The sequence below is a fragment of the Carboxylicivirga sediminis genome (assembly GCF_018156225.1).
Taxonomy (GTDB): domain Bacteria; phylum Bacteroidota; class Bacteroidia; order Bacteroidales; family Marinilabiliaceae; genus Carboxylicivirga; species Carboxylicivirga sediminis.
Map to the genome: position 1 here is coordinate 1 of NZ_JAGTAR010000046.1, position 15,460 is coordinate 15,460.

Consider the following 15,460-nt stretch of genomic DNA (forward strand, 5'->3'; position numbering starts at 1 on the left):
TTACCCCGGGTTATTATTGTGGCAGGCCTACAGCCTGCAAGTTGCAGTTTTCTGAACCTACTGAAGACATCACTCCACCGCTGCTAACGAGCTCTCTTGCGACTGCACAGCGTCCTATTCCCTAAGCCCTAACACCTATAGCCTATAACCCAATCCCCCCATCCCCCCATCCCGCTACGCGGACTTCCCCAAGGGGAAGATGACCAACCGTCACAACAAGTGCACTAAACACTGGGCACTAATGTCGGACTGAGGAGGCATAAAATATAACTGGCTATTTCGGTGCAAATTACATCCTTCATTTATTAATGCCCGGTTGCACCGGTTTTTGATTGGGTTGACGTGTCCCGGGGTGTCGCTACGCTTACCCCGGGTTATTATTGTGGCAGGCCTGCAGCCTGCAATTTGCAATTTTCAGAAACTACTGAAGACATCACTCCACCGCTGCTAACGAGCTCTCTAGCTACAGTACAGCGTCCTATTCCCTAACACCTATAGCCTAAAATCTATAACCCAATACCCCCATCCCGCTTCGCGGACTTCCCCATGGGGAAGATGACCACATTTGTGTAATTATTTTAGACCACTAAGCTAAAGTACCATTTTACTAACGTGCTTAACAGCTACAAGCCGAAGGCGCTGCTAACATGCTATAGCCAAAGGTATCGCTAAAGAGCTACAGCGCAGCGCTGCTACCGTATAAAATGCATATAAGTCTTCTCCTCTACTTCGGGCAAGGCCTCTGTTTGCTTATGTGTATGGACAGCCTTTAGCAGCCATGCCATGTTCTTACCCAGTATACGGGCAATCTGCACACCTTCTTCATCCTTAAGGGCGTCGCCAGGTTTAAGTCCGTGAATTACATTCCAGTAGTTGGAAGCAGGGATAAACATTTCGCTGTATTGCAGATAGTTATTGATGGTGTTAATAGCTGGCATACCACCTGTACGGCGCACAGCCACCATACCTGCGGCTACCTTGTGCCTGAACAAACGTTGATTGACGCCAGCCACATAAAAAGCCCGGTCCAGAAAGGCCTTCATGGTACCACCAATATCGGCATAATGCACCGGAGCCCCAAACAGAATGCCATCAGCCGCTTTCATTTGCTGAATCAATTCATTCACGCCATCATCGATGATGCAACGCTCATCAAGGCTTTTTGCACAAGCGTTACAGGCCGTACAGCCTTGTATTTTCTTATGTCCAATAGCGATGATCTCCGTTTCGATACCCTCTTTATTCAATTGCTCGCATACAATCGTTAAAGCCAGGTAGGTATTACCTTTTTTATGAGGACTTCCGTTAATGGCCAGTACTTTCATAATTGATCATTTTATAGTGATTTACATTGTTTATTTAGCTCATTAGCTGTTTAGCATATTAGAGCGGCCTGACGGCCTTTTTTAGAATAGCACATTTGCCAAAGCCGAAAGCATTGACATGTAACTTAGGATTGCAACTTAACAAGCGTCTTGTTCATGTAGAGGCAAGCTGGCAAACTTCAGTATCCATTCCGGTGCAAATTACATAGCGTTCTAATTAATTTCTGCTTGCACCGGTTTTTGATTGGGTTAGCGTAACCCGGGGTGGCGCTTCGCTTAACATGGGTAATTATTGTGGCAGGCCTGCAGCCTGCTATTCGCAGCTACTAAAAAAAGTCAATCTCTGTTTCCTCCTTTCACTCTGCGGTAAAATTTTTTAATCCTTAGAATCAGTGCTATTCCGGTGCAAATTACATCCTACGTGTTATTAATTTTCAGTTGCACCGGTTTTTGATTGGGTTAGCGTAACCCGGGGTGGCGCTTCGCTTACCTTGGGTTATTATTGTGGCAGGCCTACAGCCTGCTATGTGCAACTTATTAATAAACTCAATCTCTGTTTCCTCCTTTTATACGATTTAAATATTAAAATGAACTGGTATAACTCTGCGGTAAAATTTTAAGCCTTAGAGAGCGCTCTGCTATCCCGCTTTCTTTGCTATAGCCGAAGGCGTCGTTAATATACTATTGTGCAGCGTGCCTACTCATAAAAATCCTTGACAATCTTCTGCATCACCTTATTGGTTCGTATGGCTGTTTCACCTGTACTGACACATTGTCCAATACCCTGCAAGGTCTCCACCACCTGTTTAATGAGGTTATACTGTATATTCTCGGGATTCAGGTATGGGTATTCTATCACTTCACCATCTTTATAAAGAATGATGGGGGTGTGTTCAAAGCCCGAGAGCTGTATTTTACCAGTTGTGCCCACCACTTCGATTATATCTTCCTGGGCATTTTCGTGCGTTACAAATGACCAGATACCATTACCCACCACACCGTTTTTAAACTGCATTGAGGCACTGACGGTATCTTCTACCTCATAGTAACCTCCGCGATTAGCTGCCACACCAAATACCGTTTTGATGGGTCCGAAGAGAAAATCCAGAAAATCAAGCTGATGGGATGCCAGATCATAAAAAATCCCACCTCCTGAATGTTCAGCCTGTAGTCGCCAGATATCCTGACGGGCCTCCTTCTCATATGGTCTTGCGGCCCTAATCAAGCGCATATTAACATATAATGTCTGACCAATCTCACCACTATCGATTAGTTCCTTGACCTTCAGAAAACCGGGCAGGGTACGCCGGTAATAAGCCACGAATAAAGGCACACCCGTTGAACGACTGGTTTCGAGCATGGCCAACGCCTGCTTATAAGTGGCGGCCATGGGTTTCTCAACATATACCGCTTTACCGGCTTCCATGGCTTTTATGGCATACTCGGCATGTGAGCCAGGTGGTGTAGCTATATATATAGCGTTGATATCCGGATGGTTAATCAGCTCATCCGCTACATTGGTCCATTGTGGCACCTCATGGCGATGAGCATATGATTTAGCTTTATCAGCATCCCTTCGCATGACCATCTGCAAAGCACTTCCTTCCACCTTATTGAATGCGGGTCCACTCTTGACTTCGGTCACATTGCCACAGCCGATGATTCCCCAGTTGATTTGTTTGAGCATAATTTCCAAGTTGAATCGTGTTAAGATAAGGTTTTCCGGAAAAAATTGCATGGTTAGAGAGCGAGAAAGAGTATTCACTGCGAAGAAGGATCGCATCTTTAAGTACACAATGGCTATAAAGATGCGATCCTTAGATGATTATTTTATGACTTACTATCCTAACTTAAGCCTCCACTGTGGTTCATTACATCAATCCCAATGCTGGCGAGGATTTTCAATCCGTACACCTGCTAACTACCTACAACATCTGGCAACCTATTTTCTTACATAACACAGATTACAAATCTGCGCTAGTGTTGACTTGTCCCTTGTCAAAATGGTCGCCCCTGTGGCTGTCCGAGAAAAAAGCTTTGTGCCCTTATGCCGGGCAGGCACATCCTTTTTTAAAAAAGGATGTAAAAACCTTATTGAAAGAGGTGATTGCTTCGCACCGGCATGAATCTGTTACGCCAGGCTTTCCCTTTTTCAAAGGCCGCCATTCTGTAACATTCATTCCTATCACTGGCTTTCAATATTTCGAAACCCTGTTTCGAGTGGGGTTGAAAAAAGTTCATTATGTGGCCTCCCTCTCTCCCTGACCTCAGTTCTGAATAAATCGCATCTTTAAGCACACAATGGCAAAAAAGATGCGATCCCTCTTTAATCCTTGTTACAATAAGTTTATTTCAGGTAGTAATCCGAATCTATTAATTGATTGTTATCATTGGCATAAAGCGCGTAGTTAAAGCCTTTGTGCAGGCTGTAGGCACCTACCTCACCGGCTTTGTTAATAGCCAGGTAACCAATCTGAAAATCCTGATAACCTGGTATTTTCTTAACAATACGGGCTATGGCCTCTTCAACCGCCTTTTGGGGGCTCAGGCCCTGGTTCATTAATTCCACCACGAGGAATGACCCGAGCGTTTTCATCACCAGCTCACCCATGCCGGTTGCAACGGCACCACCTATTTCATTATCACAGTACATACCGGCACCAATAATCGGGCTGTCACCCACCCGTCCATGCATTTTATAGGCCAAACCGCTGGTGGTACATGCTCCCGATATATCCCCTTTCTGGTCCAGAGCCAGCATGCCGATGGTATCGTGGTTTTCAATATTAATAACCGGCTTGTAATCGGATGTTTTTCGCCACTCCTGCCATTCCTTTCGGGCTTTCTCGGTCAACAGAATTTCTTCAGCAAAGCCCTCTTCTTTGGCAAACTGCAAGGCGCCTGCCCCAGCCAGCATCACATGAGGTGTTTTCTCCATCACACGACGTGCCACCGATATAGGATGTTTTATATTCTCCAGTGCACATACCGAGCCCGCGTTACCCGTTTCATCCATGATGCAGGCATCAAGTGTAACAATACCATCGCGATCGGGACGTCCACCGTAGCCCACGCTCATATCGTTCGGGTCGGCTTCAACTACCATTACGCCTTGCTCAACTGCATCCAGGGCGCGCCCGCCATTTTTAAGGACTTCCCACCCGGCCACATTGGCCTGCATCCCGTTTTTCCAGGTGGATATAGCCAATGGTTTAGTTATCTTACCGGCTTTTATTTTGCGCACAGCGGCCTGGCCGGATTGACTGCCTGCAGCTAATAATCCAAGTGATGCCAATCCACTTTGTTTGATAAATTTTCGACGTGAACTCATATTATATGCGTTTGTTTTAATAATAATTGATTGATGAATTTCAAAATTGTCTATTTTTAAACCATCAATTTCAAATGTAAGGAAAATAGGGTTAGAATGACCGCCAGACATAACGAAGCACACCAAGATGAACATTTTTACGACATAATTGGCGATGTTCACGGACATCATATCCAATTACAAAAACTACTGTTGCAAATGGACTATACCCTGGTGAACGGTGTTTGGTCACATGCCTACCGGGTAGCGGTGTTTGTTGGGGATTTCATCAACAGAGGACCAAATAGTAAAGGTGTTATTCAAATCATTCGTGACATGGTTAATGCAGGAACGGCACTGGCAATTCTGGGTAATCATGAGGTGAATGCCATCCTGTACTTCACGAAAGATGATGAGGGAGAACCATTGCGCATACCAGGTAATAACAATAGCAAATTACTCTATAAATTTGCCCGCGAATACAATGGCAATAAAGAGGCACTTAAGCGGGATATCAAATGGCTGCGCAGCTTACCCCTGCACCTTTGTTTAAATGGCATCAGGGTGGTGCATGCCTACTGGAATGACGCCCATATCAGGCAGCTGGAGGGTTTGTATACCGATGGACGAATTAAGAAAGGGATGCTTAAACATTTGCTAAATGATGCCGATGATCTCAGCAAAGCCTTTTTTGAAACCATCAAAGGCATTGAGTTATCCATGCCAAAGGATCTCATCATTAAAGATGAACAGAATATCAAACGTGACAATTTCAGGGTGAAATGGTGGATGATACCCAAAGGCAAAACCTTTAAGACGCTCAGCTACGGGAATAAATTTGAACTGCCGGATTATACCATACCCACTGAAATCATTGATGAGTATGAAGTCTATCCTGAGAATGCACCCATTGTATTTATAGGGCACTATTGCATGGGGCGTGGACCGATGATACCAACCAATAATGTGTGTTGTGTGGATGCCTGCGTAACCGGCTCCGGCCGATTGGCGGCCTATCGCTATAGCGGCGAAAAAGCCTTAGACGAATCAAATTTTGTATTTGTGAAAAGATGATTAGAACGGCCTGACGGCCTTAGTAGCTCGTTAGAACGGGCGTTGCCCTTAATAGCAAATTAGAGCGGCTGGCGCCTTTTAGCGGAATAGCCAATTTTTGTGAGGCATTTGCTAATGCGCTAATCTGCTAAAGCGAAGCGTTGCTTACTCACTCATATACAAAAGTACTTCGTGCTCATCTCCCCTTAAATATCAATGTCGAATGCATCCCTGGGGGAGCTTCAGCCTAAGCCGGATGAAGGGGCATAAAAATATGACAGCTAGTCCGGTGCAAATATCATCCTACATTATTTAACACACGGTTGCACCGGTTTTTGGTTGGCGTGATGTGTCCCGGGGTGTCGCTACGCTTACCCCGGGCTATTATTGTGGCAGGCCTACGGCCTCCTATTTGCAGTTTTCAGAAACTACTGAAGAAATAAATCTTTAGAACTTCGTCATGAAGCAATTCAGATACTGGAGCCCTGACCTCGGCAACGCAGTCTGGGACCCACTCATTGAGTGAAAGAAAGGAAGATTTGGAGCATGAAATGTAAATCTTTAAATCTTCTCTGTAATGAAATGTTAGTGGGTAGACGAGTGCTGTAGTCTTGATTTTCTTTGTATACTTTCTTGCATCAAGGCAAGAATAGTATAAGCCGGTCCGGCTTGACAATGTCATTAAGTTAAGGGTTTTTCGTGCCGTTAAACACTTCCAGATACTACCCCAAACCCCTAAAGGGGCTTACCCCGCAAGCTGTTCCCTTTAGGGAAGCAAAGGGTAAGTGTGAGGGAGACTCCTAACTTAATGACATTGGTCCGGCTTGAGGACAAAGACATATCCGAGGCAGGCGGGTATATTAAAAACAATGCAGTAAAACATCTTCCCCTCGGGGAAGTGGCTGTAAGCCGATGGGGGAATGAAAGCATATATATCACTTCCGCCTAAGCCGGATGAAGGGGCATAAAAAATGACTGGCTATTCCGGTGCATATACCATCCTACATTATTTAATGCGCGGTTGCACCGGTTTTTGATTAGATTGGCGTATCCCCGGGTAACACTACGTTTACCCAGGGTTATTATTGTAGCAGACCTACTGCCTGCTATGTGCATCTTTCATAAAACCTTATGAGCTGTTAATTGAGCCACGTCCAGGAGAACTTTCTTCTGAGCTGGTTGAGGGGGCATTAAATAGCTGGTTAATCCGGTGCAAATTACCTCTTACATTATTTAATGCACGCTTGCACCGGTTTTTGGTTGGCTGGGGTATCGCTGCGCTTACCCAGGGCTATTCGCAGTTTCTAAAATAAGTCAATCTCTGTTTGCTCCTTTCTCTCTGCGGTAATTTGTTTTAATTCTTAGAGTCAGGGCTATTCCGGTGCAAGTTACCTCCTACTTTTATTAATGCTCGGTTGCACCGGTTTTTGATTAGATTAGCGTATCCCCGGGTGGCACTGCGTTTACCCGGGGTTATTATTGTAGCAGGCCTACAGCCTGCTATGTGCAGCTACTAAAAATATAAAAGTCAATCTCTGTTTCCTCATATCACTCTGCGGTAAAATTTTTCAGCCTAAAAGGTTGAATGCACTGCCAATCCCCCATCCCGCTGCGCGGACTTCCCCAAGGGTAAGATGCCCATATATGTGGATTTATTATAGACCATTAAGCTGAACGACCATTTTACTAAGGTACAAACCAGCTACAAGCCGAAGTACCTGCTAATGCGCAAAAAGCGCAGCGTTGCTGATGTGCTATTTTACTAAAGCCGAAGGCGTCGCTAATGGGCTAACTTTTCTTTGTAAAAAAGGCAACAATGGCTGATGTGATGGCACCCATCATAACGGCACCAATCATGCTCTTTTTAATATACGAACCCAGATTAAAGAAGGCCTCCATTTGCTCACGGTCTTTTCCTTCACTTACCGAATACTCAATGATATTGGCAAAATAGTCGGGCGACAGGTACTCATGCGTCAGGTATTGCCCAATCGGACTTAGTAAAGAAACAATAACTGCTATAATAAGGCCACTGAGAAAGCCTTGCGACCAGGTCATTTTACCACCCAGCCACTTACGCTTATCGAGCAATGCCAAGACATAGATAATGATGGCCGGCACAGCAAAGAAGTTAGTCAGAAAGTAATGTTTATCAATGCGTTCATCATGCAATCCGATGGATTTTTCAAAAACAGCCCATAATAATACAGCTGCAAAAAAGATGATACCCCACTTGAGTTCAATAGCGATTTTCTTCATGATTATATCCTTAGTTTGTTTATTCAACAGTTTTTTTGCCCTGTGTGTTCACAAAAAAGGCCCCGAGATATCCCGGAGCCTTTGTTTATCTATAATATAACTTTTTATAGCTGTTCGATAAGATTATTAAACGTAGTGCTAGGGCGCATAGCTTTTGCTGCCAGCTCAAATACAGGTGCATAATAACCACCCACATCCATTGCCTGTCCCTGTGCGGCATTCAGCTCATTCACTATCGCTGATTCATTCTCAGTCAGTGCTTTGGCTAAGGCTGTAAACTGTTCTTTTAGTTCCGTATCCTTATCCTGTGCTGCCAATGCCTGTGCCCAGTACATAGCCAGGTAGAAATGACTGCCACGGTTATCCAGTTCATTCACTTTACGCGAGGGTGACTTGCGGTTATCCAGCAGTAAACCGGTCGCTTCATCCAGTGTTTCGGCCAACACTTTTGCCTTAGGATTATTGCTGGTGTTACTCAAGTGCTCCAATGACACAGCCAGGGCCAAAAACTCACCCAATGAATCCCAACGCAAGTGCCCTTCCTGCTCAAACTGCTGCACATGCTTAGGGGCTGATCCCCCTGCTCCGGTCTCAAATAAACCACCACCATTCATCAATGGCACAATCGACAGCATTTTGGCACTGGTGCCTACCTCCAAAATCGGAAATAAGTCAGTCAGATAGTCACGTAACACATTGCCGGTCACTGAAATGGTATCTTCCCCTTTAATAATACGGTCCAATGAAAATTGTGTGGCATCCACCGGTGGCATAATGTGTATCTCCAAACCGGTTGTATCATGGTCTGGCAAATATTTATGCACCTTTTTAATCAGCTGGTTATCGTGAGCACGCTCCTCATTCAACCAGAAAACAGCCGGCACACCGGTAGCTTTGGCCCTGTTAACAGCCAGTTTCACCCAATCCTGAATCGGTGCATCTTTGACCTGGCACATACGCCAGATATCACCTTGCTCCACCTGATGCTCCATTAACACCTTGTCGTCCTCATCAATGACGCGCACCACACCATTGGCAGGCAGCTGGAATGTTTTATCGTGTGAACCATATTCTTCGGCTTTCTGCGCCATCAGCCCCACATTGGAAACGCTGCCCATGGTGGCCGGATCAAAAGCGCCATGTTTCTTACAGAAATCAATCGTTGCCTGATAGACGCCTGCATATGAACGATCAGGAATGGTAAACAACGTATCTTTTGGTTGCCCGTCTGGTCCCCACATCTGTCCTGATGTGCGAATAGCTGCCGGCATAGAGGCATCAATAATCACATCACTAGGCACATGCAGATTGGTGATGCCCTTATCGGAGTTCACCATTGCCAGAGCAGGTTGTTTATCGAAACAAGCCTTAATGGCCGCTTCAATCTCTGCTTGTTGATCTGCTGGTAATTTGGCCAGCTTAGCATGTAAGTCACCCAGGCCATTGTTGGCCGATATACCCAGTTCCTGAAACACTGAACCATACTTTTCAAACACTTCCTTGAAGAATACTTCCACCACCTGACCAAAAATAATCGGATCAGACACCTTCATCATGGTCGCCTTCAGGTGCACAGAGAACAGAACATCCTCATTTTTGGCACGTTCAATGGCTTCTGCCAGGAAACTGCGTAAAGCTTTCTTACTCATGACTGAGGCATCAATAATCTCGCCATCCTGCAGTGCCACTTGTGGTTTCAGAACAGTTACCTCTCCGTTTTCAGCGGTAAATTCGATGCGCACATTACCTGCTTTCTCAGTGGTTACCGATTGCTCACTGCCAAAGAAATCACCACCAGCCATGCTCATCACATTGGATTTGGAATCGGCACGCCAGGCACCCATCGAATGTGGATTTTTCTTGGCATAGTTCTTAACAGCCCTTGGCGCACGTCTGTCGGAGTTACCTTCGCGTAATACCGGATTCACTGCACTACCCTTCACTTTGTCATAGCGGGCCTTTATCGCTTCCTCTTCAGCATTCTGAGGCTCTTCGGGGTAGTCAGGCAATGCATAGCCCTTACTTTGCAGCTCTTTAATAGCCGCTTGCATCTGCGGTATGGAGGCACTGATGTTAGGCAGTTTAATAATATTAGCTTCAGGTGTTTTTGCTAATTCACCTAATTCAGCTAATGCATCACCAATTCGTTGTTCTTCCGTCAGAAAATCCGGAAAATTAGCGATGATACGTCCTGCCAATGAAATATCTCGTGTTTCAACTTTAACGCCTGCAGTTTTAGTATAGGCCTCTACAATAGGCAATAAGGAGTAGGTAGCCAAAGCTGGTGCTTCGTCAGTTTTGGTGTAAATGATCTTAGGGGTCTGTGTTCTCATTTTAATTACTTATTAAATGGATCATGCATTAAGTAACGTTTCATCCGCCAATGTGTTTAGCTATTATCGAAGGATTCCACTTTACTATTTTCAATTAAAGGTTTATTGTTAACACAAATCTACTGTATTTAATAAACTACCAGCTGATTTATCTCATGCTTCAACTGGTATTTTATCAGTTAAACCGGTGTTGACGACCTTCTATTTATTCCAGATCGAGGTTAAATTGCTTTCTAAACATTGCCAAAGCCGGATTCTTTTCGGCCATTGCTTTGTACTTATCAGCTACTGTAAAGGCTTTTTGTGTATTTTTATCCTCTTCCAGTGATATTTCAATATTGAGACGTATGCCGGCATTTTTCAGGTGTCGTCGTAAATAAGAAAGAATAGTACTACGCTCCTTATTTAATTCATGTTCCTGAGTATTGTTGCGCAATTTGATAAGTAAAGTATTATCCTGAAGCAACTGAGGCGGATGATTCTTATAGATGGTATGAATCCGCGGCTGGCTGTCGTACTGACGGGTAAATTTCCGCCAGACTTCATTGAGCCTATCCTGATTAAAGGCTTCATTCCATGTAGGATCAATGGGCGCCTCTTGCTTAACTTCTTTCTTATCAGTTTTTTTAGCTATCACTGGCTGTTGTACTCTCTGCGCCAGGTTTTTAAGCGATACAGATTTAATACCACCTGCACTTCCTCCGTTCATGCCAGGAGGTGGCGGAATGGGTCTTGCTGCACTTTTGCTGCCGCTTGTCTGCCGGGGAGATGATGTTGATTGGGGGGCAGGCTGCACCTTACCTACCGTGATGATGGGTATTTCATCAGACGGCTCTACTTTTTTTTTTCGGTAACGATACGGGCCAGACGTATGAGCGCAAATTCAATGTGCAAACGCTTGTTTTTAGCGGCGCGGTATTGCTGCTCACTATCGTTAATAATCTTTAATGCTTCGTATAAAAAGTCAACAGAACAGTTGGCTGCCTGCTGTACATATTTTTCCCTGGTATTCTGGCCAACTTCTAACAAACTGGCAGTTGATGCATCACGGCACATCAGCAAATCGCGCATATGGCTGTTCAAACCGGCCATAAAATGCTGTGCATCGAATCCCTTGAGTAAAATCTCGTTGAAGGTCAACAGCCCTTTCTTGTAGTCTTCAGCCAAAAATGCATCCGTCAGCCTGAAATAGTAGTCGTAATCCAACACGTTCAGGTTATCAATCACCTGCTGGTAAGAGATTTCCTTACCCGAGAAGGCCACTATCTGATCAAAGATAGATAAGGCATCACGCATGGCACCATCGGCCTTTTGGGCGATAACTGCCAGTCCTTCCTCTTCCACCTGCACACCTTCACTTTCCGACACATATTTTAGGTGTCCTACAGCGTCGGCTATGGTAATACGGTTGAAGTCAAAAATCTGACAGCGCGACAGTATGGTTGGCAATATCTTGTGCTTCTCAGTGGTTGCCAAAATAAAGATGGCATGACGCGGAGGCTCTTCCAGTGTTTTCAAAAACGCATTGAAGGCCGCCTGAGATAACATATGCACCTCGTCGATGATATAAACTGAATAGCTGCCTAACTGAGGTGGAACGCGTACTTTGTCAATTAAGCTCCGAATATCGTCCACCGAGTTATTACTGGCGGCATCCAGCTCATGGATATTGTATGAGCGATTATCGTTGAATGACTGACAGGATTCGCACTCGTTGCAAGCTTCAAAATCATCGGATATATTGGAACAGTTAATGGTTTTGGCAAAAATACGCGCACAGGTGGTTTTACCCACACCACGCGAGCCACAGAACAGATACGCATGCGCCAAATGATTGCTTTTAATGGCATTCTTTAGCGTGGTGGTAATGTTGCCCTGCCCTACTACCGAGCGAAACGTTGCCGGTCTGTATTTTCTAGCCGAAACAATGTATTCCATGATTTTTTAGTCAGTTGTTTAAAAGTCAGCAGACAGTAGTCATGAGACTTTAATTTAAACGATGACAAATATATAATTTCTTTAAGGCCTACCCAATCAGAAACACGATAAGTTATTAACAAGTCTATCTATCATACAAAAGTGCAAAGACTTACTGCTATTTGCATTATCGCCTTTGCACTTATTGATACATCAGATTCTATGAAAAAATGTGCAGAATATGGTTGTGTATGGATATTTGGTAATTCCGTTTAATACAACTGCCTGTTCTGGTGCAAATAACTTTCCTGCATTTATTAATGTCCGGTTGCACCGGTTTTTCATTGGGTTAATGTATCCCGGGGTGTCGCTGCGCTTACCCCGGGCTATTTATGTGGCAGGCCTACAGCCTGCAATGTGTAGCGTCCTAAAACCTAGTACCTATAGCCTAAAACCTTTAACTCACCCCCCCATCCCACTTCGTGGACTTCCCCAGGGGGAAGATGAGCATATATTTGCCATCTGACATCAGCAACGACATTGGGGTACCCGCTCAGTGAAGCAGAGCAAAATGAGATTTGTTAACGAAGCTGTACATCTTTAAATCTCATGCGGTGCAAGGTGTTAGCGGGTCAATGAGTGCTGTGGTCAGCGGACCTTTTGACAACTTTTGCAACTGAAGGCAAAAGTTGGAGCCCGTCCGGCTTGAGGACAAGGCACAGATCACTAAGGTCGAACTGAAGGAGTAGAAACCCGGATGATGCATTGGAAGTTAGTGATGAACCTTGAAACTACAATAAAACAAGGACTTGTTGAATCAAACCAGCATAGCGACTTGTTTTGAAGTAGTTTCGAGGTATAAAAGTTCTAATGCATATAGCGGGTTTAATTAAAGCTGATAACAAAATGATTACTTTCATCGTTAGAGCTGGTGCCCAACCAGATATCAAACTCACCCGGTTCGGTTGTCCAGTTCAAGTTACGATCCCTGAAGCTGAGCAATGCTTCATCAATGGTAAACTCAATGGTTTTTGTTTCTCCTTTCCGCAATGCTACCTTCCTGAAGTCTTTAAGTTCTTTTACAGGCCTTGTAATGGATGCTACCCTGTCGCGGATATACAATTGCACGATTTCGGTCCCATCATAGTCTCCGCTATTCACTATATCCGCTTTTAATGTAATGGCTTCCCCTTGTTCAAAGCTTTCGGCATTGAGCATGATATTGGTGTATTCAAAGGTGGTATAACTTAAACCATGACCAAATGGAAAAAGTGGCGTATTATCCACATCAATATAGGACGATTTATAGTCGGATGGTGCCTTGGCATCAAAGGGACGCCCCGTGTTTTTGGCGTTGTAATAGATGGGAATCTGCCCCACGTTACGCGGGAAAGTCATTACCAGTTTGGCCGATGGACAAACCGCACCCGACAGCACATCAGCCACTGCATGGCCAGCCATTAAACCCGGATACCAGGCTTCTACAATGGCATCCAGGTTCTCTGCTTCCCATGACAAGTCTAAAGGTCGGCCATTAAACAGCACCAATACAACGGGCTTACCAGTTTGCTTCAAGGCTTTAAGCAGCTCGCGCTGATTGCCTGGTAAAGTGATGTCGGTACGACAAGCTGCTTCTCCCGACCAGTGAAAGTTCTCGCCCATGGCCACCAGAATAATATCACTGGCTTTTGCCACCTTAATGGCTTCAGCAAATCCCCTCTCATCAGGTTGATTGTCTTTAGACGCCTTCATGGTGGAACGATCGAGTAATGGTAAATCTGTGCCTTTTGCGTAGGTAAACTGTACCCCGGTGCCCTTGTATTTAGCCTCCAGTCCCTCTCGTAATGTCACTGACCGACTTCTGTTACCTTTGATAGCCCATTCGCCATTTAAGCTTGCACGCTCATCTACAAATGGTCCTATCAGCGCCACTTTTAAGGCTTGATCTGTTGAAAGAGGTAGTAGCTTACCTTCATTTTTAAGCAATACGATGGATTGTTGGGCAGCCTGACGAGCCAATGATTGGTTGGCTTCACTCATCACTACCTGTTTTTGTCTTTCTGCATCAAAATAACGATAAGGATCATCGAACAGCCCCAGCAGGAACTTCATCTCCAGAATGCGTGACACAGCAACATCAATCTGTTTTTCACTCACTTTGCCTTCTTCCACTAATTCTTTAAGATGCGTTACAAAGGCTTCGCTAATCATGTCCATATCAATACCCGCATCCAGACTTAACTGGGCGCCATGCTTTAAGTCCCTGGCAAAACCATGATGCATCAGTTCCATAATGGCCGTATAATCAGTTACTACCATGCCTTTAAATCCCCATGCCTCTCTTAAAATATCCTTATATAAATAGTTATTGGCTGTACAGGGCACGCCATTTAAGTCGTTAAACGCTGTCATAAAAGAGGTCACACCCTCATCGATGGCTGCCTCAAATGGTGGAAAATAGGTATCATACAAGCTTCGTTCAGACACATCCACTGAGTGATAATCTCGACCAGCCTGGGCAGCCCCATAGCCAACAAAGTGTTTGGCGCATGCCATCATGGTATTGGGCTTCGATAGATCGCGGTAATCACTGATGCCTTGAAAACCTCTCACCCGGGCACGTGCCACTGCCGACGCCAAAAACACATCTTCACCGGCACCTTCCATCACGCGGCCCCAACGCGGATCACGCGCAATATCAATCATGGGAGCAAAATTCCAGGCTACGCCGCTGGCCGTGGCCTCTTCGGCTGCTGCACGTGCTGTTTCTTCCATTAGTTCCAGGTCCCACGAGCAGGCTTCGGCCAGGGGAATCGGAAAAGTTGTCTCCAGGCCATGAATGACATCAGCCGCAAAGAGCATCGGAATCTTCAGGCGCGAATATTTAAGATTTTGCTCCTGCAGCATGCGCAGGTGATCGGCTCCAAACACATTGAATGTACTGCCAATCATACCTCTTTTGAGGTATTCGCCCGACTGGTTATCACTGACTGCACCTGTTGAGGCAAAATTCCCCGAATACTGGTTCATCTGGCCTATTTTCTCATCCAGGGTCATCAGACTCAATACCGAGTCCACCTTTTGCTCAATGATAGGGTCGCCGCTATAGCTTTGCCATATTACTTGTTTCTTTGGCTGCTGGCAGCTGACCACTATTAAACAGCCCACTATTAGACCAGTATATTTAAATACGGTCATTCGCTTTTTGTTTTTCATTTTGTCTTTTGGTTTATGTTGTATTATTTAAATGCTTCAGTTAATAT

General features: G+C 44.9%; 10 protein-coding genes. 2 read left to right on the plus strand and 8 right to left on the minus strand.

Features of this window, described 5'->3' with window-relative positions; translation table 11 throughout:
• Positions 1–692 precede the first annotated feature (692 nt).
• Complete coding sequence (locus KDU71_RS20695) at positions 693–1,325, minus strand: flavodoxin family protein (protein ID WP_212193025.1); 633 nt, start codon at positions 1,323–1,325, stop codon at positions 693–695.
• A 697-nt stretch (positions 1,326–2,022) separates the two neighbouring features.
• Positions 2,023–3,012 (minus strand): Gfo/Idh/MocA family protein, encoded by a 990-nt coding sequence (locus tag KDU71_RS20700; RefSeq protein WP_212193026.1) that lies wholly within the window; start codon positions 3,010–3,012, stop codon positions 2,023–2,025.
• A gap of 176 nt (positions 3,013–3,188) precedes the next feature.
• Here KDU71_RS20700 and KDU71_RS20705 point away from each other — a divergent pair, with 176 nt between their 5' ends.
• Positions 3,189–3,590 carry a hypothetical protein gene (locus KDU71_RS20705; RefSeq protein WP_212193027.1) on the plus strand — a complete coding sequence of 134 codons (402 nt, stop codon included), beginning with the start codon at positions 3,189–3,191 and terminating at the stop codon, positions 3,588–3,590.
• 82 nt (positions 3,591–3,672) lie between these two features.
• On the opposite strand, the gene KDU71_RS20710 is transcribed toward KDU71_RS20705, so the two are convergent.
• Positions 3,673–4,656, minus strand: a complete 984-nt coding sequence (locus tag KDU71_RS20710; protein WP_212193028.1) for a N(4)-(beta-N-acetylglucosaminyl)-L-asparaginase — start codon at positions 4,654–4,656, stop codon at positions 3,673–3,675.
• 96 nt (positions 4,657–4,752) lie between these two features.
• On the opposite strand from KDU71_RS20710, the gene KDU71_RS20715 reads away from it, so the two are divergent.
• Positions 4,753–5,709 carry a metallophosphoesterase gene (locus tag KDU71_RS20715; protein ID WP_212193029.1) on the plus strand — a complete coding sequence of 319 codons (957 nt, stop codon included), beginning with the start codon at positions 4,753–4,755 and terminating at the stop codon, positions 5,707–5,709.
• 1,767 nt (positions 5,710–7,476) lie between these two features.
• Here KDU71_RS20715 and KDU71_RS20720 read toward each other — a convergent pair.
• The 5 genes from KDU71_RS20720 to bglX form a co-directional block, all read right to left on the minus strand.
• Entirely contained in the window at positions 7,477–7,947 is a 471-nt protein-coding gene (locus tag KDU71_RS20720; protein WP_212193030.1) for a DUF4199 domain-containing protein, read from the minus strand.
• Positions 7,948–8,051: 104 nt separating this feature from the next.
• Positions 8,052–10,280 carry an NADP-dependent isocitrate dehydrogenase gene (locus KDU71_RS20725; RefSeq protein ID WP_212193031.1) on the minus strand — a complete coding sequence of 743 codons (2,229 nt, stop codon included), beginning with the start codon at positions 10,278–10,280 and terminating at the stop codon, positions 8,052–8,054.
• Between the two features lie 205 nt (positions 10,281–10,485).
• Complete coding sequence (locus tag KDU71_RS23080) at positions 10,486–10,989, minus strand: hypothetical protein (protein ID WP_244828629.1); 504 nt, start codon at positions 10,987–10,989, stop codon at positions 10,486–10,488.
• Between the two features lie 125 nt (positions 10,990–11,114).
• Positions 11,115–12,218 (minus strand): DNA polymerase III subunit gamma/tau, encoded by a 1,104-nt coding sequence (locus tag KDU71_RS20735; protein WP_212193032.1) that lies wholly within the window; start codon positions 12,216–12,218, stop codon positions 11,115–11,117.
• An 864-nt stretch (positions 12,219–13,082) separates the two neighbouring features.
• Positions 13,083–15,413: a beta-glucosidase BglX gene (gene bglX, locus KDU71_RS20740; RefSeq protein ID WP_244828630.1), complete on the minus strand. Its 2,331-nt coding sequence runs from the start codon at positions 15,411–15,413 to the stop codon at positions 13,083–13,085.
• Between the last annotated feature and the right edge of the window lie 47 nt (positions 15,414–15,460).